Source organism: Catellatospora sp. NPDC049609, from assembly GCF_040675365.1.
In the GTDB taxonomy this organism is placed as follows: domain Bacteria; phylum Actinomycetota; class Actinomycetes; order Mycobacteriales; family Micromonosporaceae; genus Catellatospora.
In genome coordinates this window covers 1-22,074 of sequence record NZ_JBFAOU010000024.1, presented here as the reverse complement: position 1 = coordinate 22,074, position 22,074 = coordinate 1, and the positions used below count along the sequence as shown (strand labels likewise).

General features: G+C 72.3%; 25 protein-coding genes, 2 tRNA genes and 1 pseudogene. 22 read left to right on the top strand and 6 right to left on the bottom strand.

Features of this window, described 5'->3' with window-relative positions:
* Window positions 1-9 precede the first annotated feature (9 nt).
* The 3 genes from AB0J67_RS09975 (at window position 10) to AB0J67_RS09965 (ending at window position 3,202) form a co-directional block, all read left to right on the top strand.
* Window positions 10-1,086, top strand: coding sequence for a ferredoxin (locus AB0J67_RS09975; protein ID WP_363478934.1), 1,077 nt, complete (start codon window positions 10-12; stop codon window positions 1,084-1,086).
* A complete protein-coding gene (locus AB0J67_RS09970; RefSeq protein ID WP_363478931.1) occupies window positions 1,083-2,348 on the top strand; it encodes an FAD/NAD(P)-binding oxidoreductase in 1,266 nt (421 codons plus the stop codon). The genes AB0J67_RS09975 and AB0J67_RS09970 overlap by 4 nt, the downstream gene beginning before the upstream one ends.
* A gap of 179 nt (window positions 2,349-2,527) precedes the next feature.
* Complete coding sequence (locus AB0J67_RS09965) at window positions 2,528-3,202, top strand: hypothetical protein (protein WP_363478928.1); 675 nt, start codon at window positions 2,528-2,530, stop codon at window positions 3,200-3,202.
* A 104-nt stretch (window positions 3,203-3,306) separates the two neighbouring features.
* Here AB0J67_RS09965 and AB0J67_RS09960 read toward each other — a convergent pair whose 3' ends face one another.
* Complete coding sequence (locus AB0J67_RS09960) at window positions 3,307-4,698, bottom strand: carbohydrate-binding protein (protein WP_363478925.1); 1,392 nt, start codon at window positions 4,696-4,698, stop codon at window positions 3,307-3,309.
* Between the two features lie 223 nt (window positions 4,699-4,921).
* Here AB0J67_RS09960 and AB0J67_RS09955 point away from each other — a divergent pair, with 223 nt between their 5' ends.
* Window positions 4,922-6,139 (top strand): deoxyguanosinetriphosphate triphosphohydrolase, encoded by a 1,218-nt coding sequence (locus AB0J67_RS09955; RefSeq protein WP_363478922.1) that lies wholly within the window; start codon window positions 4,922-4,924, stop codon window positions 6,137-6,139.
* Window positions 6,140-6,229: 90 nt separating this feature from the next.
* Here AB0J67_RS09955 and AB0J67_RS09950 read toward each other — a convergent pair whose 3' ends face one another.
* Window positions 6,230-6,940 (bottom strand): hypothetical protein, encoded by a 711-nt coding sequence (locus AB0J67_RS09950; protein ID WP_363478919.1) that lies wholly within the window; start codon window positions 6,938-6,940, stop codon window positions 6,230-6,232.
* Window positions 6,941-6,995: 55 nt separating this feature from the next.
* On the opposite strand from AB0J67_RS09950, the gene dnaG reads away from it, so the two are divergent.
* The 6 genes from dnaG (at window position 6,996) to AB0J67_RS09920 (ending at window position 13,090) form a co-directional block, all read left to right on the top strand.
* Entirely contained in the window at window positions 6,996-8,846 is a 1,851-nt protein-coding gene (dnaG, locus tag AB0J67_RS09945; RefSeq protein ID WP_363478916.1) for a DNA primase, read from the top strand.
* Entirely contained in the window at window positions 8,846-9,358 is a 513-nt protein-coding gene (locus AB0J67_RS09940) for a hypothetical protein (protein ID WP_363478913.1), read from the top strand. Before dnaG ends, AB0J67_RS09940 begins: the two co-directional genes overlap by 1 nt.
* A gap of 97 nt (window positions 9,359-9,455) precedes the next feature.
* Window positions 9,456-10,370 carry an ABC transporter ATP-binding protein gene (locus AB0J67_RS09935; RefSeq protein ID WP_363479057.1) on the top strand — a complete coding sequence of 305 codons (915 nt, stop codon included), beginning with the start codon at window positions 9,456-9,458 and terminating at the stop codon, window positions 10,368-10,370.
* Window positions 10,370-11,125: an ABC transporter permease gene (locus AB0J67_RS09930; RefSeq protein WP_363478910.1), complete on the top strand. Its 756-nt coding sequence runs from the start codon at window positions 10,370-10,372 to the stop codon at window positions 11,123-11,125. Before AB0J67_RS09935 ends, AB0J67_RS09930 begins: the two co-directional genes overlap by 1 nt.
* Before the next feature lie 11 nt (window positions 11,126-11,136).
* Window positions 11,137-11,958, top strand: coding sequence for an ABC transporter permease (locus AB0J67_RS09925; RefSeq protein WP_363478907.1), 822 nt, complete (start codon window positions 11,137-11,139; stop codon window positions 11,956-11,958).
* 163 nt (window positions 11,959-12,121) lie between these two features.
* On the top strand, window positions 12,122-13,090 hold the full coding sequence (locus tag AB0J67_RS09920) for a hypothetical protein (RefSeq protein WP_363478904.1): 969 nt from the start codon (window positions 12,122-12,124) through the stop codon (window positions 13,088-13,090).
* 29 nt (window positions 13,091-13,119) lie between these two features.
* On the opposite strand, the pseudogene AB0J67_RS09915 reads toward AB0J67_RS09920, so the two are convergent.
* Window positions 13,120-13,311: pseudogene (locus tag AB0J67_RS09915) on the bottom strand (hypothetical protein); the annotation flags it as partial.
* Between the two features lie 169 nt (window positions 13,312-13,480).
* Between AB0J67_RS09915 and AB0J67_RS09910 the strand changes: the two are divergent.
* From AB0J67_RS09910 to infA, 10 genes are all read left to right on the top strand, one after another.
* A tRNA-Asn gene (locus AB0J67_RS09910) sits at window positions 13,481-13,556 on the top strand.
* 255 nt (window positions 13,557-13,811) lie between these two features.
* Window positions 13,812-13,885, top strand: a tRNA-Ile gene (locus AB0J67_RS09905).
* 103 nt (window positions 13,886-13,988) lie between these two features.
* A complete protein-coding gene (locus AB0J67_RS09900; RefSeq protein WP_363478901.1) occupies window positions 13,989-14,387 on the top strand; it encodes a hypothetical protein in 399 nt (132 codons plus the stop codon).
* Entirely contained in the window at window positions 14,384-14,914 is a 531-nt protein-coding gene (locus AB0J67_RS09895; protein ID WP_363478898.1) for a DUF6036 family nucleotidyltransferase, read from the top strand. The genes AB0J67_RS09900 and AB0J67_RS09895 overlap by 4 nt, the downstream gene beginning before the upstream one ends.
* Window positions 14,915-14,918: 4 nt before the next feature.
* A complete protein-coding gene (locus AB0J67_RS09890) occupies window positions 14,919-15,422 on the top strand; it encodes a hypothetical protein (RefSeq protein ID WP_363478895.1) in 504 nt (167 codons plus the stop codon).
* A complete protein-coding gene (locus AB0J67_RS09885; protein WP_363478892.1) occupies window positions 15,355-15,981 on the top strand; it encodes a hypothetical protein in 627 nt (208 codons plus the stop codon). Before AB0J67_RS09890 ends, AB0J67_RS09885 begins: the two co-directional genes overlap by 68 nt.
* Window positions 15,982-16,259: 278 nt before the next feature.
* Window positions 16,260-16,466, top strand: coding sequence for a type II toxin-antitoxin system VapB family antitoxin (locus tag AB0J67_RS09880; protein WP_363478889.1), 207 nt, complete (start codon window positions 16,260-16,262; stop codon window positions 16,464-16,466).
* On the top strand, window positions 16,463-16,894 hold the full coding sequence (locus AB0J67_RS09875) for a PIN domain nuclease (protein ID WP_363478886.1): 432 nt from the start codon (window positions 16,463-16,465) through the stop codon (window positions 16,892-16,894). The genes AB0J67_RS09880 and AB0J67_RS09875 overlap by 4 nt, the downstream gene beginning before the upstream one ends.
* Window positions 16,895-17,180: 286 nt before the next feature.
* Complete coding sequence (locus AB0J67_RS09870) at window positions 17,181-17,948, top strand: GNAT family N-acetyltransferase (protein WP_363478883.1); 768 nt, start codon at window positions 17,181-17,183, stop codon at window positions 17,946-17,948.
* A 25-nt stretch (window positions 17,949-17,973) separates the two neighbouring features.
* Window positions 17,974-18,198 (top strand): translation initiation factor IF-1, encoded by a 225-nt coding sequence (gene infA, locus AB0J67_RS09865; protein ID WP_363478880.1) that lies wholly within the window; start codon window positions 17,974-17,976, stop codon window positions 18,196-18,198.
* 73 nt (window positions 18,199-18,271) lie between these two features.
* Here the strand turns inward: infA and AB0J67_RS09860 are convergent, their stop codons facing one another.
* Window positions 18,272-18,514 carry a hypothetical protein gene (locus AB0J67_RS09860; protein ID WP_363478877.1) on the bottom strand — a complete coding sequence of 81 codons (243 nt, stop codon included), beginning with the start codon at window positions 18,512-18,514 and terminating at the stop codon, window positions 18,272-18,274.
* 86 nt (window positions 18,515-18,600) lie between these two features.
* On the opposite strand from AB0J67_RS09860, the gene AB0J67_RS09855 reads away from it, so the two are divergent.
* Entirely contained in the window at window positions 18,601-19,449 is an 849-nt protein-coding gene (locus AB0J67_RS09855) for a PHP domain-containing protein (protein WP_363478875.1), read from the top strand.
* 7 nt (window positions 19,450-19,456) lie between these two features.
* Here the strand turns inward: AB0J67_RS09855 and AB0J67_RS09850 are convergent, their stop codons facing one another.
* Window positions 19,457-20,503 carry a pectinesterase family protein gene (locus tag AB0J67_RS09850; protein ID WP_363478872.1) on the bottom strand — a complete coding sequence of 349 codons (1,047 nt, stop codon included), beginning with the start codon at window positions 20,501-20,503 and terminating at the stop codon, window positions 19,457-19,459.
* A gap of 169 nt (window positions 20,504-20,672) precedes the next feature.
* On the opposite strand from AB0J67_RS09850, the gene AB0J67_RS09845 reads away from it, so the two are divergent.
* The gene (locus AB0J67_RS09845) at window positions 20,673-21,569 is read left to right on the top strand and encodes a class I SAM-dependent methyltransferase (protein WP_363478869.1); all 897 of its coding nucleotides are present in this window, start codon (window positions 20,673-20,675) and stop codon (window positions 21,567-21,569) included.
* Here AB0J67_RS09845 and AB0J67_RS09840 read toward each other — a convergent pair.
* On the bottom strand, window positions 21,560-22,074 hold a 515-nt coding region (locus AB0J67_RS09840; protein WP_363478866.1), incomplete at its 5' end, for a WYL domain-containing protein. The two genes, AB0J67_RS09845 and AB0J67_RS09840, sit on opposite strands and share 10 nt — an antisense overlap.

Below are 22,074 nucleotides of genomic sequence, written 5' to 3'. Positions count from 1 at the left end.
GGGGCGGTCATGGAGAGTGTGCACGTCATTGCCGCGACGGTGGGATTCACGTCATTCGGCCTGCTCTGGCTCGCGGTGCTGGGCGGGGTCGCCCTGCGCAACGGCTGGGGGCTGACCCGGTTGCGCCAGCCCGTGGCGTACGCCCTGCATCAGGGCATCGCGCTGATCGGGCTGACGCTCGGGCTGGTGCACGGGCTGGCGCAGCTCGCCGTGCCCGGCGGCACCATCACCCTGGTCGAGGTCCTGATCCCGTTCGTGGACACGCACGACCCCGTCGGCACCGGCGCCGGCGTGCTCGGCCTGGAGCTGGTGCTGGCCGCGGCGATCTCGATCGTGGTGCAGCGCCGGCTCGGCTTCAGCCGCTGGCGGGCCGTGCACACGGCGACCTACGCCGGGTTCTGGCTGATCTCCGCGCACGTGCTGGTGTCCGGCTCGGACGTCGGGCCGACGTGGGTCTGGGGCACGGTGTACGCCGCCTGGCTGGTGACCGTGGCCCTGTGGTTCACCACCAGGTCGCGGGCCCGGCGGGCGGACGGACCGTCGATCACCGCGGCCGGACCTGCGCACATCCAGGGCAACCTGCGCGTCGACGTCGACCCGGTGCGCTGCGCCCGGTTCGGCTTCTGCGAGCAGGAGGCGCCCGAGGTGTTCACCCTGCAGGGCGACGGCCGCCTGGACTACACCGCCGCGCCGCCGGTCACCCGGCTGGACGACGTGATCCGCGCCGTCGAGGTGTGCCCGGCCCGCGCGATCACCGTGCGCCACCAGGCCGCCGGCTCGCCACTGTGGACCCCCACCCAGGGCATGCCGCACGTGGTGCGCCCCCGCGGCCGCAACACCTTCGAACCCACCAGCGGCCGCACCGGCTTCGAGCCCGCGGGCGGCCGATCGGGCTTCGAGCCCACGAGCGGCCGGTCGGGCTTCGAGCCCGCGGGCGGCCGCGGCGGCTTCGAGCCCGCGAGCCGGAACACCTTCGAGCCCGCGACCGAGCTGGACGAGTACCGCCAGGCCAGGGGCCGGCACAGCCGCGCCCAGCACCACGCGGCCGTCCACCGCGACGAACTGACCGACGAGGAGAAGCAGTGAGGCATCGTGCCGGTGACCTGGACCGGATCGTCATCGCGGGCGCCGGCCGCGCCGCCGTCGCGGCCGTGGAGGAGCTGCACCGCCTCGGGTTCACCGGCGCGGTGACCGTGCTCGGCGGCGAGGAGCACCCGCCGTACCACCGCCCGGCCTGCTCCAAGGGGCTGCTGACCGGCCGCCAGCGCCCCGCCGACGCGCACCTGGCGAGCACCGCCCCCGCCCGGTGGCTGCCCGGCCGGGTCGCCGTCGAGCTCGACAGCGCCCGCCAGGTCGTCTACACGCACACCGGCGAGGCGTTCGAGTACGACGGCCTGATCGTGGCGACCGGCGCCAAGCCGGTGATCCCCGACGGCTGGCCGGTCGGCGAGCCCGGCCTGTACACCCTGCACGACGTCGAGGACGCGCTCGCGCTGGGCGCGGCGCTGCGCGAGGCGCGCCGGGTGGCCGTCGTCGGCGCCGGGTTCACCGGCTCCGAGGCCGCGTGCGTGGTCAGCTCGCTGGCCCGCGAGTGCGTGATCATCGACTCGAACGCGCAGGTGATGACGCGCGCGGTGGGCGCCGTGACGGGCGGCCTGGTGGCCGACTCGATGCGGCGCGAGGGCGTACGCATGCGCCTGGGCCGCCGGGTCCGCGTGGTGAGCCGCAGCCGCCGCGGCTGGCGGCTCGACCTCGACGACGGCTCCCACGTCGACGCCGACGTGGTGATCTCGGCGCTGGGGGAGCGGCCCGACACCGGGTGGTTCACCGTGCCGGGCGCCGACACCAGCGACGGCCTGCTCTGCGACGAGAGCCTGCGGGTGCTCGGCACGAAGCGCATCGTCGCCGCCGGGGCGGTCGCCCGCTGGCCCAATCCCTGGTACGGCGACGCCCCCGGCCGCTGCGACCAGTGGATCGCGGCGCTGGAGCAGGGCCAGGCCGCCGCCCGGACCCTGCTCGCCGGGCACCGCCCCGCGCCGGCCGCGCCGGTGCAGCCGCGTTACTGGTCCGACCTGTTCGGGCTGCGCATCCAGGTCTGCGGCCGCCTCGACGGCGCCGACGACATCGAGGTCACCGAGCTTCGTCCCGGCCGGCGCGACGTCGCCCGGGGCGGCATGGTCGCCGTCCACCTGCGCGACGGGGTGGCCCGCGGCGTCGTGGCGGTCAACGCGCCGCGGCAGTTCACCACGCTCGCGCGGGAGATGCGCGCAGCGGGCCCGCTGGCCCGGCCGCGGGTGTCGCTGCCCGCCCAGACCTCACAGCAGCGCCGACTGAGCCTGGTCGGCTGACCACCACCGCACCACGGCCGGGCTGAGCTGTCCGGCTGACCACTGCCACCGCACCACGGCCGGGCTGAGCTGTCCGGCTGACCGCCGCTACCGCACCATGGCCGGCCGTGTTCGTCGGCTGGCCGCAGGACCGCACGGGCCGCTCCGGCCGGTGCGACTTCCGCCAGAGGAGAGGTCCGATGCATCGAAGCGTCCGCACCGCGATCGCGGTGACGCTGCTGTCCGTGTCCCTGGCCGGCCTGGTCGGCTGCCAGGGCCAGCTGCGCGAGGGCACGGCCCCGAACGGGCAGCCCGCGCCGATCCAGCTGCCGCCCGCCGACGACTCCGCGGCCCAGCTGGTCGCCGCCGTGGGCACGCCGACCGGGCAGCTGCGCGCCAAGAAGATCCCGAAGATGGGCGCCGTCGTCACCGACGGCGACGGCTGGGTGCTCTACCGGTTCGACCGCGACAGCGCCGATCCGCCCGAGTCGCGCTGCTCCGGCGACTGCGCGGCCGTCTGGCCGCCGGTGCTGGTCGACGAGAGCCTCGAGCTCACCGGCGTCGATCGCAAGCTGGTCGGCACCATCGAGCGCGAGGACGGCTCGACCCAGGTCACCCTTGCCGGCTGGCCGCTCTACCGCTACATCGGCGATCTCAAGGCCGGGCAGTGGAAGGGCCAGGGTGTCGGCGGCGTCTGGTTCGTCGTGGCACCGACCGGCAAGAAGAACCTGAGCTGCCTGCCCACCGGCACGCCGAAGGCGGTCCCCCCGCCGTCCCCCGCGGTCGCGCCCTCGCCCGAGGCCGGCACGTCGCCCGAGGCGGCGGCGTCGCCCGCGGTCGCCGCGTCACCCGACGGCGGCGGGTACACCTACTGAGAGACGCCTACCTGTTTCGGGAGGTGGCGACATCCCGAAACAGGTAGGCGGTGGCGAAGGTCGCCGCGGACCGGCGGCATGCCACCGGCCCGCGGCAGGAGTCGTCAGCGCCGGAACCGGATCCAGTCGATGTTGACGAAGTCGCTGGGCTGGCCGGAGGTGAAGGTCAGGTAGACCGTGTGCGTGCCGGTCACCGAACCCACGTTGGCCGGTATCTCCCGCCAGCTCGTCCAGCCGCCGGTATTGGCGATGGCGAAACTGCCGATCGGTGCGTTGGACAGGCTGTCGATCCGCACCTCGACCAGCCCGCTGACGCCGCCCCCGGCCCCGGACGCGGCCCGCGTCACGAAGTCCAGCGGCCGGGGCGAGCCGAAGTTGACGTTGTCGAACCGCAGCCAGTTGCCGTTGTTGAGCGCGCCGACGTAGTAGCCCTCGTAGATCGTGGTGCCGGACTCCGCGTTGCGGCTCTCCGCCTGGATGTTGGCGTACGCGTCACGGCTGCCGCCCGGCGGCGGGCTGGACGGCGGCGGCGACGACGGCGGGGTCGTGCCGCCGGTGGTCTGGTAGACGGCCACGTAGTCCACCCGCATCGGCTGGCCGGAGACGGTGCTGCCGGTCGGCGTCGCCGAGCCCGCCACGCCGTTCGGGAACGCGCCGCCCATAGCCACGTTGAGCAGCAGGAAGTAGCCCGCGTGCGAGGTCATGTTCGACCAGTACGAGCCGACCTGGCTCTGGTTCACGGTGTGGTAGAGCGTGCCGTCGACGTACCAGCGCAGCTGCTGGGCGTTCTCGTTGGTGCGGTCCCACTCGAACCGGTACGTGTGGAACGCCGACTGGCAGGTGCTGCCCGGGCAGGCGCGGCTCGCGCCGAGGCCGTTGGTCTCGTTGCACGGGCCGCCGGGGTTGACGCCGCAGTGCAGCACGCCCCACACCGAGTTGATGCCGTTGACGTTCTCCATGACGTCGAACTCGCCGATGCTCGGCCAGTTCTGGTAGTTGCCCCGGTAGGGCGCGCCCAGCGCCCAGAACGCGGGCCAGTAGCCGGCCGCCGCGGCGCCGGTGACGTTGGGCATCTGGATGCGGCCCTCGATGCGCAGGACGCGCCCGGCGGCCGGCTTGAAGTCCGTGCGGACCGTCTCGATACGGGCCGAGGTCCAGCTCGAACCGTTGCGGATCGGCGTGATCAGCAGGTTGCCCGCGCCGTCCTGGCGGAGGTTGCTCGTGCTGTTGGTGTACGTCTGGATCTCGCCGGTGCCCCAGTTGGCGGGACCGCCGGGGTAGCTCGTGCCGGTGTCGATGATCCAGTTGCTGGACGACGGCAGCGTGTTGTTGGCGCCGTTGAAGTCGTCGCTCCAGACCAGCTGCCAGCCCGAGGGCGTGGCGGGCAGCGAGGCGTTGGCGGGCAGCGCACTGACCGCCGCCGCGGTGACGGCGACCAGGAAGGTCAGGCCGGCGGATGCCGCGGCCAGCCTGCTGCCGGAGAATCGTCTGCTCATCAGGGCATTCCTCCAGGGGGACAGGGTCGGTCCGCGCACCGGGGGAGGAGCGGCGCGGGCGGCGGACCGGTCCGTGGTGGGTGTGTGAGAGCGCTCTCTTGCTCACTCACTTAACGTGCCCGCAACACGAATGTCAATAACCTTCGATGCCAAGGTGGACGGTGCCGCCGAGCGTTCATGCGGCGTGCGTGAATACGGCGGTTCCGGTCAGTAGTCTTGGTTGATGGTCGATCCCAGCGAGCGGTTCATCCCCGAGCCGGCCAAGGACACCGGCTTCGGCCGCAGTCCCTACGAGCGCGACCGGGCGCGGGTGCTGCACTCGGCCGGGTTCCGGCGGCTGGCCGCCAAGACCCAGGTGCACACCGCGGGCAGCGGCGACTTCCTGCGTACGCGGCTGACGCACTCGATCGAGGTGGCGCAGATCGCCCGCGAGACGGGCGCCCGGCTGGGCTGCGACCCCGACGTCGTGGACGTCGCCGGGCTCGCGCACGACCTCGGGCACCCGCCGTTCGGGCACAACGGCGAGGACGCGCTCGACGAGGTCAGCCGGGCGTGGGGCGGTTTCGAGGGCAACGCGCAGACGCTGCGCGTACTCACCCGGCTGGAGGCCAAGATCGAGGGCGCGGGGCTCAACCTGACCCGGGCCTCGCTCGACGCGACCTGCAAGTACCCGTGGCCGCGCCGGGCGGGCACGCGCAAGTTCGGGGTGTACGCCGACGACCGCCCGGTCTTCGACTGGGTGCGGCTGGGCGCCCCCGACGACGACCGGCGCTGCCTGGAGGCGCAGGTCATGGACTGGTCCGACGACGTGGCGTACTCGGTGCACGACGTCGAGGACGGGCTCTACTCCGGGTTCATCGAGCTGGGGCCGCTGCTCGCCGACGCCGACGAGCGCGCCGCGCTCTGCGCGGACGTGGCCGCCGTGTACTCGCCGGAGTCCCCGGCCGTGCTGCACGAGGCGCTGCTGGAGCTGCTCGCCGACCCCGTCGTCGCGCCGCTGGCCGGCTACGACGGGTCGTTCAAGGCGCAGCTCGCGCTCAAGCGGTGCACCAGCGTCCTGACCGGACGGTTCGTGGCCGCGGCGGTCGACGCCACCCGCGAGAAGTACGGCGACGGCATGCTGCGCCGCTACGACGCCGACCTGATCGTGCCGCCCGCCGCCCGGATCAGGTGCGCCCTGCTCAAGGGCATCGCGCTGCGGTACGTGATGCGCCGGCGCGGCATGGAGCCGTGGTACGCCGAGCAGCGGGAGATCCTCACCGACCTGGTCCGGGTGCTGGCCGACCGGGCCCCCGACGAGCTGGACCCGGTCTTCGCCCCGCTGTGGCGGGCCGCGGCCGACGACACGGCCCGCTGCCGGGTGGTGGTGGACCAGGTCGCCTCCCTCACCGACACCGCCGCCCAGGCCTGGCACCAGCGGCTCACCGCCCCGGGCGACTAGCCCCGGGCGCCGCCCTCCGGGAGGGTGGCGCCCGGTGGGCGGGGGTGGCGCCGCGGAGATCGCTGTTTCCGGTCGAGAACTGCAGTCTGACTACGCATCCCGACCAGAATCAGCGATCAAGCCTCCCGCGTCCAGGACGTCGAGGGCACGACCGGCGAGCACGCGCCCGCGCTCGGCGGCGTCGTGGCGGACGGTGCGGCCGACCCACCACAGGTGCACCGCGGCGGCCCCGGCGAACAGCGCGAGCGCGACCAGCACCACCGGCCAGCCGTCGAGCAGGCCGCTGACCAGGAGCGCGCCCGCGGCCGCGAGCAGCGTGCTGTTGACCAGGCCGATGGTGGCGGCGAGGCCCACCGCGTCGCGGCTGCGGCGGCGCGAGTTGGTGGGCGCGAGCAGCCCGGCGTCGTCGAGCGTCGGCAGCAGCACGTACGGCGCGAGCTGGGGCGCCCGCCGGACCAGGTAGGTGCGCATCGCCTCCTCGGCGACGGCGTAGTTGCGGCCGGCGTTGCTGAACCGGAGCTGGCGCAGGAACACCGTGGGGCCCATGAGCAGCACCAGCAGGGCGAGCGCGGCGACGGCGCCGATGCGCACGTTGTCGTTGATGTCGCTGCCCAGCACGCCGGCGGACACGGCGGCCACGCCGGTGGCGATGACCAGGAAGAAGTTGTAGCGGTTGTGCGCCTGGTCGCTGATCGCCCGCCGGGATTCGGTGAGCTTGGCGTACTCGGCGAGGGCGATGGTGAGCTCGATGTCGTCGGTCGCGCGGCGGGCGGGTTCCGGGGCGGGGGTGGGGTGGGCCACGATCGCACGGTATCGGCTGTGCGCTCGCCCGGCTGCCCCTGGCAGGATGTAGCGCATGGCCGGGGGTCGGATCCGCGATGAGGACATCGCGCTCGTACGCGAGCGCAGCTCGATCGTGGACGTGGCCGGTGAGCAGGTCACCCTCAAGAACGCGGGCGGCGGCAACCTGAAGGGCCTGTGCCCGTTCCACGACGAGAAGACGCCGTCGTTCACCGTCTCGCAGGCGCGCAACGTGTGGTTCTGCCACGGCTGCGGCGAGGGCGGTGATGTGATCAACTTCGTCCAGAAGATCGATCACCTGTCCTTCATCGAGTCGGTGGAGCGGCTGGCCGACCGGGCGGGCATCGAGCTGCGCCGGATCGAGGGCGGCCCCGCCCCGGCGCGCCCGCAGGCCGGGCAGCGCCAGCGCCTGGTGGCCGCGCACGCGGCGGCGCAGGAGTTCTACGCCGCGCAGCTGCTGACGCCGGGGGCGCGGGCGGCGCGGGAGTTCCTCGCCGAGCGCGGGTTCGACCGGGACGCCGCGCAGCGCTACGGCTGCGGGTTCGCCCCGGCGGAGTGGGACCTGCTGGTCCGGCACCTGCGCCAGCAGGGGTTCAGCGCGGCCGAGATGGAGACCGCGGGCCTGGCCCGTCCGGCCCGTTCGGGCAGCCTGGTGGACCGGTTCCGGCGGCGGCTGCTGTGGCCGATCCGGGACGTGTCGGGCGACGTGATCGGGTTCGGCGCGCGCAAGCTGTTCGACGACGACGACGGCCCGAAGTACCTGAACACCCCCGAGACGCCGCTGTACAAGAAGTCGCATGTGCTCTACGGCATCGACCAGGCCAAACGGGAGATCGCCAAGCAGGGCCGGGCGGTGATCGTCGAGGGGTACACCGATGTCATGGCCTGCCACCTGGCCGGGGTGACCACGGCCGTGGCGACCTGCGGCACCTCGTTCGGGGCGGACCACATCGGGGTGCTGCGGCGGCTGCTGCTGGACACCGACGCCTTCGCCGGGGAGATCATCTTCACCTTCGACGGCGACGCGGCGGGGCAGAAGGCGGCGCTGCGGGCGTTCGGCGACGAGCAGCGCTTCGTCTCGCAGACCTTCATCGCGGTCAGCCCCGACAACATGGACCCGTGCGAGCTGCGCCTGGCCAAGGGCGACCTGGCCGTGCGCGACCTGGTGGCCAGCCGGGAGCCGCTGATCGCGTTCGCGCTGCGCTCCACGCTGGCCCGCTACGACCTCGACACGGTCGAGGGCCGGGTGGCCGCGCTGCGGGCCACCGCCCCGATGGTCGCCAAGATCAAGGACAGATCACTGCTCACCGGGTACGCGCAGAAACTCGCCGGCGACATCGGCGTCGACGTGGACCAGGTGCGCACCGCCGTGCGCAACGCGGGCGCCGAGGGGGCACCGGTCCCCGCGCCGCGCCCGTCCACGCCCGCGCCGGACAACCCGCGCCTGGTGGTGGAGCGCGAGGCGCTCAAGCTCGCCATCCAGCAGCCGGTGCTGGCCGGCCCGGTGTTCGACGCCGTCGACGAGGGCCACTACGCCCACCCGCCGTACCGTGACGTCCGGGCGGCGATCACGGCGGCGGGCGGCGCGAGCGCGGGGGTGTCCGGCGCCGGCTGGGTCAACAGCGTGCGCGACGCCTGCGCCGACCTCGCCGCGCAGATGCTGGTGCTGGAGCTGGCGGTGGAGCCGGTGCGCTACGACGGCGAGCCCGACTCGGCATACCTGCACGTCGTGCTGGCCCGGTTGCAGCTGGCCGGGCTGCACCAGCGCATCGGCGAGGTCAAGTCGCGGCTGCAGCGCATCAACCCGGTGACCGAGGCCGACGAGTACCGTGCCCGGTTCACCGAACTCGTCGCCCTGGAGCAGCACTCCCGGGCGCTCAAGGAGAAGGCCGCCGGAGGGCTGTGATGAAGTTCCGACTGTTCGGCGGGCGCCGCGTGCTGCCCGAGGAGCACCGCCCCGACCTCGCCCGGGACGAGCGCGTGCTGGCCTGGGCGCCCGCGGCGGACGGCGACGTGGTCGTCGCCACCAACCTGGGACTGTGGTGGGACGGCACGCGCACCGGCTGGCACCGCATCGACAAGGCCGTGTGGGACGGCGAGCACCTGGTGGTGACCCCGGGCGAGCTGGTCGCCGAGCGGGCCGGCTACCAGGTGGTCGCCGACGGGGAGCCGGTGCGGCTGAAGCTCACCGACCCGGACCACCTGCCGCACCAGGTGCGCCTGCGGGTGACCGGCTCGGTGCGCCACCCGCAGCACTACGAGCTGCCCGGCGGCGGCGTGTGGGTGTTCGCCCGGCGGGAGGTCGGCGTCGACGGCCTGACCTGGGCGGTCCGCTACGACCGGGGCACCGACGGCGAGGACCCGGCCGTCGTGGCCGCCACCGACCAGCTCGTCGCCCAGTCCCAGGGCGACCTCTGACGGCCTTCCGCTGGGGCCGGCGGTGAATCGGGAAAAAGGCCGCGAGTTTGTCGGGGGCTGCGGTTAGGGTCGCCGGGTGAGCGAGCAACGACCCCCCATGATCTATGCCCGCGGCCTCGTCAAACGCTTCGGCGACTTCACCGCGGTCGACGGCATCGACCTGGAGGTCGCGCCCGGCGAGGCGTTCGGCTTCCTGGGGCCGAACGGCGCGGGCAAGTCCTCCACCATGCGGATGATCGGCTGCGTCTCCACGCCGACCGCCGGTGAGCTGCGCATCCTGGGCATGGATCCGGTGCGCGAGGGCCCGGCGATCCGCGGCCGGCTGGGGGTCTGCCCGCAGACCGACAACCTCGACCCGGACCTGACCGTCTTCGAGAACCTGACGACCTACGCGCGCTATTTCGGCATCCCGCGCCCCGAGGCCCGCCGCCGCGCCACCGAGCTGCTGGAGTTCGTGCAGCTCACGGAGAAGTCTGCGAGCACCGTCGACCCGCTGTCGGGCGGCATGAAACGGCGCCTGTCCATCGCCCGCGCGATGATCAACGAACCCGACCTGGTGCTGCTCGACGAGCCGACCACCGGCCTGGACCCGCAGGCCCGGCACCTGCTGTGGGAGCGGCTGTTCCGGCTCAAGCAGCGCGGCGTGACGCTGGTGCTGACCACGCACTACATGGACGAGGCCGAGCAGCTGTGCGACCGGCTCGTGGTGATGGACGCCGGGAAGATCGCGGCCGAGGGCTCACCCCGCCACCTGATCGAGACGTACTCCACCCGCGAGGTGGTCGAGCTGCGCTTCGGCGAGGAGCCGCCCGCGGCGTACGTGGAGAAGCTCACGGGGGTGGGCGAGCGCCTCGACCCGCTGCCGGACCGGCTGCTGCTCTACAGCGACGACGGCGACGGCGCGGTCAACGAGGTGCACCGGCGCGGGTTCACCCCGTCCAGCGTGCTGGTGCGCCGCTCCACCCTGGAGGACGTGTTCCTGATCCTCACCGGCCGGACGCTGGTGGACTGATGACCGGCACTCTCGCGGTGCTGGAGCGGGCGCTCGTCTCGTACAAGCGGCTCTGGCAGGCTTCGGTCTTCTCGTCGTTCATCCTTCCGGTGCTGTTCGTGGTCAGCATCGGCATCGGCGTGGGCGGCTACATCAGCGGCGTCGACGGGGTGAGCTACCTCGACTGGATCGTGCCCGGCGTGCTCGCCTCGACCGCGTTCCAGATGGCGGTGGGCGAGTCCACGTTCCCGGTGCTGGGCGACTTCAAGTGGGTCAAGGGTTACCACGCCATGCGGGCCACCCCGGTCGGCATCGGCGACATGATCGCCGGCTACCAGCTCTACATCGCGCTGCGGGTGGTCATCGCCTCGGTGGTGTTCCTCGGGGTCAGCGCGGTGTTCGGCGCGATCCACTCGCCGTGGGTGGTCGTCACGCCGTTCGTGTGCGCCCTGCTCGGCGTGGCGGTCTCCGCGCCGACCAGCGCGTTCGCGGCGACCATCGAGAACGACAGCTATTTCGCGCTGCTGTTCCGGTTCGTGGTCATCCCGTCCACGCTGTTCGCCGGGGTGTTCTTCCCGGTGTCGCAGCTGCCGGAGCTGCTGCGGCCGCTGGCGTACGCGTCGCCGCTGTGGCACGCGGTGGAGCTGTGCCGGGCGGCCACGCTCGGCGTCGCGCCGCCCTGGCCCGCCGCCGCGCACCTGGCGTATCTGCTGCTCTGGGCCGGGCTCGGCTGCCTGCTGGCCGTGCGCGCGTTCCGCCGACGGCTCTCGGACTGAGGGGACGGACCATGGTCACCACGTACGCCGTCGCGCGCGCGTTCCGCAGCGGCATCATCACGCCGTCCCGGGTCGGCGCGGTCGTCAACCGCAACGTCGGGGCGCTGCGCTCCGGCCCCGCGTACTGGCTGGTGCTGCTCTCGGGCTTCTTCGAGCCGGTGCTCTACCTGCTGTCCATCGGGATCGGCGTCGGGGCGCTCGTCGGCGACCTGACGCTCAAGGACGGGCAGGTCCTGTCGTACGCGACCTTCGTCGCCCCGGCGATGCTGGCGGTGTCGGCGATGTCCGGCGCGCTCGCCGAGACCACGTTCAACTTCTTCTTCAAGTTCAAGTACGTGAAGACGTACGACGCGATGCTGGCCACCCCGCTGCGCCCGGCCGAGATCGCCGCGGGCGAGCTGCTCTGGGCGATGATCCGGGGTTCGCTCTACACCGGGGCGTTCCTGGTCGTCATGGTGGCGATGGGGCTGACCTCGGCGGGCTGGGCGCTGCTGGCGTTCCCGGCGACCTGGCTGGTGGGCCTGGCGTTCGGCGCGGTGGGCATGGCGGTGAGCACGTACATCCGCGGCTGGCAGGACTTCGACCTGATCACCGCCGGGCAGTTCGCGATGTTCCTGTTCTCCGGCACCTTCTCGCCGGTGCAGGACTACCCGCCGGCGGTCGAGGTGCTGATCGCGGTGACCCCGCTCTACCACGCGGTCGAGCTGATCCGCGGCATCACCACCGGGGCGCTGGGCTGGGCGATGCTCGGCCACGTGGCATACCTGCTCGTCATGATGGCCCTTGGCCTGTACGTGGCGAGCCGGCGCCTTACCACTGTGCTGTGCCGCTAAACCTGTGCGAGGATGAGTGAGCACATGAGCGAGATCAAGCTCATGTGCTCATTTGTTAAGTTCTATTTGTCTGATGTGGATCAGACGGGTACGTTCTCCGCAACACGCCGCCGGGCGGAGGTGACCGATGCGCCTACGACACCCCGACGGACAGACTGTGCACGTGGCGACCGTCGTGTCCGTCGAGAACGTCAAGGACGTGCGCGCCCTCCTGCGGACGCTCGACGCCCGCGTCGTCCCGCAGCGCCAGCGCCTCTTCGCCGACGTGCTCAGCGTGAGCCTGCGGCTGGGCCCGATCCTCGCCGCCACCCTCGCCTCCTCGCTCGGCCTGCGCCAGCGGCTGCGGCACGAGCTGGCCACCCGGCGGCTGGAGGTGGTCACCCTCGACGCGGGCCCCGACGCCACGCCGTCCGACGGCAGCTGGCGCACCTGGTGGATGCACACGCTCGACCTCGCCCGGGTGCTGGTCGACCTGCTGCCCGAGGACAGCCAGCACGGCTCCATCTCCACCACGCTGCCCCGCTCCGCCACCGCGGCCCTGGCCCGCGCCCCGCAGCCGCCTGCACCCGTCGCCCCGGGCGCCGCGCAGGAGGCCGCCGAGCAGGCGGCCGAGCGCGCCGCCGACCGCGAGCACGAGCTGCACGAGCTGCGCGAACGCGAGTGGCAGGCGGCCGCCCGGCTGATGGCCGACCTCAGCGGCGGGCTGACCGAGATCGCCTGGCACACCGGCCGGCTCGTCCGCGTCGCCGTCGAGGCCGCCCCGCAGACCCTGGTCTCCGGCTCCAAGGACGTCGTCAGGCTGCTGGAGCGCGCCGACCCCGCCCGGATCGGCGCCTGCCTGAGCGCCGCCCAGCTCGCCGACGCCGCGGAGAGCCCCGCCCAGGCGCTCACCCGGCTGCGCCGGGCCCGGCTGTCGGTGGTCAAGCTGCGCCTGGGCAACCACGCCGACCCGGAGCTCGCGGCGACGGCCCGCACGATGCTGGCCGCGGTGCTGGGCGGCGTACGCGCCGACTGCGACCACCTGGAGGTCGACGGCACCGAGGAGCTCGACGCCGCCCGCGACGAGCTCGGCGCGGTGGGCCTCGACGGAGCGGCCGACCGCCCGATGCCGGGGGTCGGCCGTGCCGTCTGAGCCGGGTGCGAGCGTCACACCTGCTGGTTGAGCTTGCGCACCCCTTCGTCGTAGAGCCGGGCGGCCTGCGCCTGCACCAGACCCGCCGCCTCCTGCATCGTGGGGTGCTCCATCAGCTTCCGGGTGCCGGCGACCAGGTCGTCGTAGGTCTGTCGCCCGGCACGGGTGCCGAAGACGAACCCGACAGCCGCGCCCGCGGCGAACCACACCAGCTTCCCCATCGTGCCTCCTCATCCTCGATCGCGTGATAAGTCCCATCCTGCCTGCTGCGGGCATCGCGCGACATCAGACCGGCCGGGGTTACCCGTTTGCCATACCCGGGGTGGCGTCCTGTACTCTTGTCGAGGCACGCCGCCACGGAGAGATCCGGAGCACGTGTCGAGAGCACATTCCCCTGTAGCTCAATTGGCAGAGCAGCCGGCTGTTAACCGGCAGGTTCTTGGTTCGAGTCCAAGTGGGGGAGCCAGCAGTTCGGGGCCCCGGGCAGTCGCCCGGGGCCTCGCTCGTACCCGGCCCGTCCTGGCGTGGGCTGCACTTTCGGGGCTGGTGCGCGAATGAATGCCCTGGAAGAGGCAGGTTCCCCGTAAGCGTGGGCCGGCTCGGCCGGGCCGTGCACAGGCGGTGGGACGGCGCGGCCTGACACAGGAGACGCGGCGAGAATCGGGCGTGTAAGCACCGGTGCCGACCCGCTAGGCTATTGGCCGCCGGGCTCCTCCGGCGCGGGGCGGTAGCTCAGCAGGTTAGAGCAGGGGACTCATAATCCCTCGGTCGCGGGTTCGAGTCCCGCCCGCCCCACTTTGATCTTGGGTGCGAAATGTTTCACCCTGCCAGTCCGCCGCTCGGCCCAGCCACGATCGGGTCGTGAGCCATGGCCACGGCGTGTATTACTGTCGGTGGCGTGACGGAGCGCGATCGAAGCGTGGCGTACCAGCCGTTGACCTTGGCACGGCTGGGCGCGCTGCTGGTCGGTGCCGACGAGTCGCGGCGCTGGCGGTTGGTGGCGGAGTTCCTGGAGGAATACCGCTGGGAACCCTCCGACGCGCGGCAGAGCATGCTGGCAGCCGAGCCGCCGGGTACCGGCGACGAACGGTGGGATGTGTTTCTGGCCGCGCTGGCTGAGCATCTGGCGGCGCGTGACGGCCGGGGGGCTCCCGCCTGGGGTGAGTCAAAATCGCTGCGGAGGCTGTGGTTTCCGTTCAACACCCGTGCGGCACGGGTCGATGCGCTGGTTCATGCGCCGGCGGCGTTTCGGAGGCGAGGGGTGTACGTGGCCGCCCAGGAGCTGGAGGTCGCGTGAGCGTCGATGATCCGCTGCTCGACCGCGTCGCGATCGAGGACGCGTTCCGGCGGCTCGGGGAGCGGCTGGCACGCCGCGGTGTCGTCGCGGACCTCTACGTGTTCGGCGGTGCGGCGATGGCGCTGGCGTATGACGCCCGCCGGTCGACTCGCGACATCGATGCGGTGTTTCAGCCGCACGGTGTGGTGCTGGACGAGGCCAGGGCAGTGGCCGGTGAGCTCGGCCTGCCGCAGTGGTGGCTCAATGAGCAGGCCAGCGCCTACGTGGCACCGGGTGGTGACCCTGCGGCGCCGCGCGTGTTCGACCATCCGGGGCTGCGGGTATCGGCCGCCTCGCCGGAACACCTGCTGGCGATGAAGGTGCTCGCCGCGCGGCGGCGGGATGCCGACGACATCCGGTTTCTCGTCGAGCGGCTGAACCTCACCACGGTCGAGGAGGTGCTGGCGGTGTGTGCTGAGGTCTTCCCGGACGAGGAGGTGCCGCCACGGGCTCGTCTGGTACTTGAAGACACCTTCGGCGAGCGGTGAGACCGTGCCGATGGAACGCATGAATCGAGAACAGTTCTACGCCGCGACGGGCCCGTTGAGCCGTGAGCAGCTGCAGAAGGCGTTGTGGACCGTGTACTGGCGGGGGACGGCGGCGACCCGTGAGCGGGTCGAGGCCGAACTCGCTCCGGCCGGGGCGGTGACGGTCCGGCAGCGTACGGCCGCTGCTGTCGATCCGCAGACGGTGCAGGCCGAGGTGCGGCAGTTCGTGGAGCTGGCACGGGCGGGTTCGTACATCGCAGGTGATCGGCGGGTGCGGCCGAAGGAGCGCACGCAGTGGCGGTTCACGTTCAAGCGACTGGTGTCCCAGTCGCGCGACGCGCTGCGGGCAGGCGAGGGCACCGTGGGTGCCGCTGCGCTTGAGTTGCTCCTCGACCTGGTCAGTGACCTGCGCATACCAGTACTTCCGGTCCGAGGACGCGGTGGAGGCAGCCGGGATCGTGCTGTCCGACGAGGTCGCGGTGCTGTGGGGCCGGCTGCTGGAACGTGAAGGTCTGACGACGTTCTGCGAGAAGGCGATGCCGCAGTTCATCCGGTGGGAGTCGCAGTACGGGTGGACGCTGCGCGGGTATGGCAAGGTCGCGGAGAAGGAGACACCGTTGGCCACGGTGCTGGAGCGGATGCTGCCCTGCCCTGGCGTGCCCGACTCCTGGACGGTGGCCGCCGACGCCTACCTGGCCGCGCTCGACCAGCTCACTCCGGTGAACTCGGCGAAGTCATCACGCCGCCGCTGGAGTGAGGACCACGTCCACCGCGAGCGGGCGGGGTCGCTGGCGCTGTGGCACGAGCTGCTGCTCGACCGGTTCGCTGGCACCGACGAGGAGGACCGTCTCGACCGGCTCACCACCCACCCGGCACTCGACGGGCCTGAGATCGTCTTTCTATGGGCGCGGCTCGCCCACCGCCGCGGCGACACCGACAGCGCCCCCGCGTTGATGCAGGAGTGCCTCGACGCTCTGCCCGGGCATCGCGACTTCCTCGACTTCGCCGCCGAGATCGGCGCGCCGTTACCGGAGCGGGCGAGGCGGGCCGGCCGTCACGGCTGGTGACCGGTCGCCGCCGGGCTGTTCGGTGTCCGCCGTGACCTTGCCGTCTGCACTGGCAGCGGATCGCCCGCGACTGCCCAGCACCGATTTCGCATTCTGCCGCGCCGGGCCCACTCCATCACGCTGAGCTGCGCGGACGCGTCTTGGCATGTCTCGGCGCGCGAAAAGTTGAGCTGCTCGGCATCAGCCAGATCACTCCGCGCTGCGGTGGTTCGGCTATCTGCCGCCCGAGATCGCCCCAACATTGTGATCTTGATATCAAGATAGGCATACTTGATGTCATGGCACGTACTGTGATTGATCTGGACGACACCAAACTGGAAGCAGCCGCTCGCGAACTGGGCACCAAGACAAAGGTCGAAACCGTGAACGCGGCCCTCGCCTTCGTCGCCGAACGTCGCCGACGCGCCGAGATCTTCGACGACCCGTTTGTCTGGGGCAGCCCTGACATGGCAGACCCCGAGATCCGGGCGGCAGCCCGCCGGTGACTGCCATCCCTGCGGGACTGTATCTGGCCGACACCAGTGCGATCGCCCGCGTCCAGCACGACCCGGTGCGGGCGGAGCTGACCCGCATGGGTAGGGCCGGCCTGCTCGCCACCTGCATCGTCGTGGACCTTGAAGTGCTCTACTCCGCGCGCAGCCCAGAAGAGTACGCGCGCACCGCGGCTCTGCGAGCGGCAGGCTTCGTGGACCTCCCGCCGACACCGGAGATCGCTCGCCGCGCACGTGAGATACAGGCGATGCTCGCTCGGCGAAGCCAGCACCGAGCTGCGGGTTGCCCGGACATCCTCACCGCAGCCATCGCGGAGCACTACGCCGCTACCGTCGTCCACTACGACTCCGATTTCGAGCACATCGCCACAGTTTCCGGCCTGCAGACCCGATGGGTCGTGCCCCGTGGCACTGTCCCTTGAGGCACGTCGTTCGCTGCGGAGGTCGTGGTTTCCGTTGGTCCGAGGACGCAGTGCGCCGCCTACCCGCCGGATCATGATCCGGATGCGCCATCGCGTCTTGAGGAATCGGTTGGACGGCACGCCTCGCAGGCTGGTACGTTCCGTCGCACCGTGACACTGCCGGAGGAGGTGAGACCCGTGAACGTTGTATCGATGTGGGTGCTCGCCTCGTCGTCACGGGCCGGCCGCTGACGTAGGTGTCGCCGGGAGCGCCCCCCGCAAGGCGATCCCGAAAGGCGACAAACCTATGCACCCTGCGAAACTCAGCCATGCCGTGCTGATCTCCCGCGTCGCGCCCGGCCAGTGGCATGTGCTGGAGGACGACCTCGTGGTCGGCCGCGGCGAGGTGTCCCAGCGGCCCGACGGGCGGCAGTTCGTCAGCATCGACGCCTGGCACGACGCCGCCTTCGACCGGCTGGCCGCGGCCATGATGACAGCTCTGCCGCGGCCGCTGTACACGGTGGTCGACGAGTCCGACCTCGACCTGACCCACCGCTGGCGGCGAGCCGGCTTCACCACACGGCGCCGCGAGTGGGAGTACGCCGTGCCCACCGATCCACTCGTCACGGGGCTCGACCCGGCTCCGCCGCCCGGTGTGATGATCAAGGCTTTCGGCAGCGCGGAGGAGGCCCCGCTGCACGCCCTGGACCGCGCGATCCGCGCCGAGGTCGACGCCGGCCCCGGCTGGCCGGACATGCCGGCCGAGGTCCTGGTCCGTCCGGTGCTGGACCGGTCGCGATACGCGGTGGCGGCACAGGGCGGCCGTTACGTGGGTCTGCTGCGGGTCGCGATGGTGACCCGGCTGCCACGGATCGGGCTGGTCGCCGTCCTGGCCGAGCACCAGCGCCGTGGCATCGCCCGCGCGCTGCTGGCCCACACCCTGACCGCATTGCACCACCTCGGCCGGGAGACCGCCTCGGCCGAGATCACCGAATCCAACGCGGCCGCCACGGCCCTGTTCGAGGGGATCGGTGCCCGGCGCACCGGCAGCAACCTCGAACTGATCCTCGGCTGACCGTCGTCCAAAGGAGATTTCGACCATGGCAAGAACCTCGAAAGGCATCGAACTCGAGGGCACCGTCCTCGAATGCCTGCGCAACGCGACCTTCCGGGTCGAGCTGCAGAACGGCCACAAGGTGTTGGCCCACATCAGCGGGAAGATCCGCAAGAACTACATCAAGATTCTTCCGTTCGACCGGGTGCTCGTGGAACTGAGCCCCTACGACCTGGCCCGAGGCCGGATCGTGTTCCGGTACCGCAGCTAGCTCCGGCGCAGCGGTGCGGGCTTGGCCTCCGGGCCGATCGCCCGCACCGCTGGATCGACGACGTGCCCGTGCTTCACCGTCCCGGACGCATGCCGAGCAGGATCTCCCGCATGGAACCCATGCCGTACCGGTCGACGTCGCTGGACATGGCGGCCACCTCCGCCGCGTCCGCGTTCAGCTCCGCCAGGCGCGCGGTCACCCGCCTGCCGAACGCTTCCACATCACTCAGCTCGGACGGCTCCACCCGGGCGGTCGCGACCGGCCGGTAGCGGGCATCGAGCGCGGCCGTCCGGCGCTCCGCCTCGGCGAAATCCACCTGTTCCTTCTAGCACGGCCATGCCATGGCGCACCGCCCTCACATCTGCTGGAATGTCCTATTCGGGGATACGGGGAGGTACGGGGATGGTGCTGCCTGCGGACGGGCATGTGCACAGCGAGTGGTCCTGGGACGCCTATGTCGGGTCGATGGAGCGCACCTGCGCGCGGGCGGTCGAGCTGGGCCTGCCCGCGGTCGCCTTCACCGAGCACGTCGACTTCACGCCCTGGCCGCTGCGGGCCGAGGTGCTCGACGAGGAGCACCTGTTCCTGATGGACTACGTCGGCGAGGACGGGCTGCTCGTCCCGCCGCCGTTCGACGCCGACGGCTACCTGGAGTGCGTGCAGCGGTGCCGTGACCTGTTCCCGGCGCTGCGCATCATCACCGGGGTCGAGCTGGGCGAGCCGCACCGGCACGGCGAGCGGGCCGCCGCGCTGCTGGCGGGCGGCGCGTTCGACCGGGTGCTCGGCTCGCTGCACTGCCTGCCGATCGGCGACGGGTTCGCGGAGCCGCCGCACCACTTCCAGCACCGGCCGCCCGCCGAGGTGGTCCGGGACTACTTGGCCGAGATCCCGCGCCTGGTCGCCGGTTCGGCGGTGTTCACCGTGCTGGCGCACGTGGACTACGCGGTCCGCTACTGGCCGGAGCAGGCCGGGCCGTTCGACCCGTACGCGTTCGAGGGCGAGTTCCGCCACGCGCTGCGGGCGCTGGCGGGCGGCGGCCGGGTGCTGGAGGTGAACACCGGCGGGCCGTTGCAGCCGGAGATCGTGCGCTGGTGGGGCGAGGAGGGCGGGGAGGCGGTCACCTTCGGCAGCGACGCGCACAGCCCGCAGGCGCTCGCGCGCGGCTTCGCGCAGGCGGTCGCGATGGTCGAGGCGCACGGTTTCCGGCCCGGCCGGCATCCTCACGACACCTGGTTCCGGCCGGGTCGGTGAGCGGCGCTCAGCGGATCGGGTTCCAGCCGTCGGCTCCGGCGAGGTACGCCTCGGGCGTCATCGCGGCGGCGGTCGCGTCGTCGAGCTGCGGCCGGTCGGGGCTGGCCACCGCGCCCGCACCCCGGTTGCGGTACTCGGCGTAGCGCGCGTCGCGCCAGGAGAATGCCCCGAAGTCGGTCCACGGCGCGGCGCCGATGAGGTGCGCCCCGAGCTTCGAGTCGCGGATGAGCACCTGCGCGATCGCGTTGGGGTCGTTGCTCGGGTGCCAGGGCCGTCCCAGGTGGACCGTGCCGTCCGGTGCGGTGCCGGTGAAGGTGCTCTGGCTGAACAGCAGGCCGTACGGGTTGGCGATGCTGGTGCTGGCCGCGGTGACGTACCCGTTGTTGCTGGCGGAACCGCGGTCCAGCGAGTGGACGCGGCAGCGGTCGAAGACGGCGGTGGCGCGCCCGAAGATGAAGTCGACGTCGCCCTCGACGTAGCACTTGCGCAGGTAGACCCGCGCCCGGACGTCGGCGGACGGGCTGTTGACGTAGAGGGTGTCCTGGTTGCCGAGGAACCGGACGTTGTCGAAGACGATCCGGTCGGCGCGGGTCAGCACGGCCACCGCCTGCCGGTTGGTGATCTCCGGGTGGGCCGCCTCGTCGAACGCGTTCTCGAAGGTCAGGTTCCGGGCGGAGAAGTCGTGCCCGTCGATGGTCACCGAGGCGCTGCCGGAGGTGCCCCACGGGGTGCCGTCGGGTTTGAGCGTGCCGTTGGCCCGGTCGTCGCTGATGACCACGGCCGAAGGGTCGGGGCCCTGGCCGCGGAGGACGAGGTACGGCTTGGTCGCGGGGATGATCACCTGTCCCCGGTAGACGCCAGGCTGGATCTTGATGGTGAAGGTGGACGCGTTCCCGGCGGGCACCGCGTCGACGGCGGCCTGGACGCTGGTGAAGTCCCCGCTGCCGTCGAGGGCGACGGTGACGTACGGCCCCGGCCAGGCGTGCGCCGGGGCGGCGGTCGCGATGACCGCGCCCAGGGCCAGGGCGGCCGGCCAGATCCTTGTCGTACGCATGAGCTGCTCCTCGGGCGAAGGGGATTTGGAAAGCGCTTTCCGTTCTCGCCCCAAGATAGATGCGCCTCGCTGCCGCGTCAAGCGCGCCGGCCACGGTCCGAAGTCGAGGCGGGTTCCTCCACGCGGAAAGCTGATGGCTCGACCTGTCACACGTCGATATCTTCGCCGGATGACCTACCTCAGCCCGCTGGCGTACCTGCTCGGCATCGAAGGTGCGGCCCTGCTGCGCGGCCTGCGCGAGGGCAGCGCCGACCGCCCGTTCGTCGAGGCGCGCATCGCCGAGATCCGCGCCCTGCTGGACGTCCCGGCGCTGGAGGAGGAGGCCGAGGTCGTGCCGGCGGGCGCGATCAGCACGGCCGAGGTGTACGAGACCTGGGCGCCGACCTACGACGAGCCAGGCAACGGGATGATCGACATCGAGCAGCCGCTCGTCCGCCGCATCCTCGACGGGCTGCCCGTCGGCACCGCGCTCGACGCGGCCTGCGGCACCGGCCGGCACGGGGCGTACCTGGCCGAGCTGGGCCACCGGGTGATCGGGGTGGACCAGTCCGCCGCCATGCTGGAGCGTGCCGCCCGGCGGCTGCCGGACGTCGCGTTCCACGAGGCCGGGCTCGACGCGATCCCGCTGCCCGACGACTCGGTGGACACCGTCGTGTGCGGACTGGCGCTGGCGCACGTGCCGGACCTGGCGCCCGTGCTGGCCGAGTTCGCGCGGGTGCTGCGGCCCGGCGGACATCTGGTGATCTCGGACCCGCACCTGCTGCTGTCGTACCTGCGGCCGACCCTGCCGCGCCGGTCCGGGCCGAACGGCCGCGCGAGCATCCTCGTCGAGCACCACCGGCCGCTCAGCGCATACCTGGCCGCGGCCCTGCCGCTGGGCTTCCAGGTGCGCCACTGCGCGGAGCCGGGGCGGCCGCCGGGGGTGACCGTGCCCTACACGCTGTCGACGGAGATGTCCTGGGACCTGCTGCGCTGGTGCCCGGAGGCGGCCGCCGCCGCGCACGACAACTCCCCGGTGGTCGTGATCTGGCACTTCCAGCTCGACGGCGGCCCGGCTCAGGCGTAGCGGGCGGCGGCGGCACGCAGCTCGCCGACGAGCCGGTCGCGCAGCGACGCGGGAGCCCGCACCTCGACGTGCGCGCCCAGGCTCAGCAGCGCCGACAGCGCCCACAGCTCGTTCTCGAACGGCACCGTCAGCTCGACCTCGCCGTCGGCGGTCAGCGGGATCCGGTGCTGCCCGTGCACGGGCACCAGGCGGCGCAGGCGCGGCAGCGCCCAGGCCGACACGCGGACGGTCACCTCGACCGCGGTCGGCTCCCGCTCCAGCTCGCGGCGCGAGCGCGCCCAGGTGTCGGCCAGGTCGAACCCGGCCGGGCGCACGGCGGGCTCGTCCAGCGGCTCGACCGCGCGCACCCGCGACACCCGGTACGTGCGCCGCTGGCCGTCGCGCAGCGCGACCAGATACCAGTCGCCCGCGGCCAGCACGAGCCCGAGCGGATCGACGTCGCGGACCGACTCGCGCCCGTCGCGCACGTACGCGGTGTCGCGGGTGCGCGCGGTCGAGCCGCTGG

Coding starts and splice junctions, on each gene's coding strand:
- AB0J67_RS09960 (WP_363478925.1), bottom strand. CDS start 4,698: ATGAGCAGACGATTCTCCGGCAGCAGGCTGGCCGCGGCATCCGCCGGC.
- dnaG (WP_363478916.1), top strand. CDS start 6,996: ATGGCCGGGGGTCGGATCCGCGATGAGGACATCGCGCTCGTACGCGAG.
- AB0J67_RS09940 (WP_363478913.1), top strand. CDS start 8,846: ATGAAGTTCCGACTGTTCGGCGGGCGCCGCGTGCTGCCCGAGGAGCAC.
- AB0J67_RS09930 (WP_363478910.1), top strand. CDS start 10,370: ATGACCGGCACTCTCGCGGTGCTGGAGCGGGCGCTCGTCTCGTACAAG.
- AB0J67_RS09935 (WP_363479057.1), top strand. CDS start 9,456: ATGATCTATGCCCGCGGCCTCGTCAAACGCTTCGGCGACTTCACCGCG.
- AB0J67_RS09965 (WP_363478928.1), top strand. CDS start 2,528: ATGCATCGAAGCGTCCGCACCGCGATCGCGGTGACGCTGCTGTCCGTG.
- infA (WP_363478880.1), top strand. CDS start 17,974: ATGGCAAGAACCTCGAAAGGCATCGAACTCGAGGGCACCGTCCTCGAA.
- AB0J67_RS09845 (WP_363478869.1), top strand. CDS start 20,673: ATGACCTACCTCAGCCCGCTGGCGTACCTGCTCGGCATCGAAGGTGCG.
- AB0J67_RS09870 (WP_363478883.1), top strand. CDS start 17,181: ATGCACCCTGCGAAACTCAGCCATGCCGTGCTGATCTCCCGCGTCGCG.
- AB0J67_RS09925 (WP_363478907.1), top strand. CDS start 11,137: ATGGTCACCACGTACGCCGTCGCGCGCGCGTTCCGCAGCGGCATCATC.
- AB0J67_RS09955 (WP_363478922.1), top strand. CDS start 4,922: ATGGTCGATCCCAGCGAGCGGTTCATCCCCGAGCCGGCCAAGGACACC.
- AB0J67_RS09850 (WP_363478872.1), bottom strand. CDS start 20,503: ATGCGTACGACAAGGATCTGGCCGGCCGCCCTGGCCCTGGGCGCGGTC.
- AB0J67_RS09855 (WP_363478875.1), top strand. CDS start 18,601: ATGGTGCTGCCTGCGGACGGGCATGTGCACAGCGAGTGGTCCTGGGAC.
- AB0J67_RS09880 (WP_363478889.1), top strand. CDS start 16,260: ATGGCACGTACTGTGATTGATCTGGACGACACCAAACTGGAAGCAGCC.
- AB0J67_RS09975 (WP_363478934.1), top strand. CDS start 10: ATGGAGAGTGTGCACGTCATTGCCGCGACGGTGGGATTCACGTCATTC.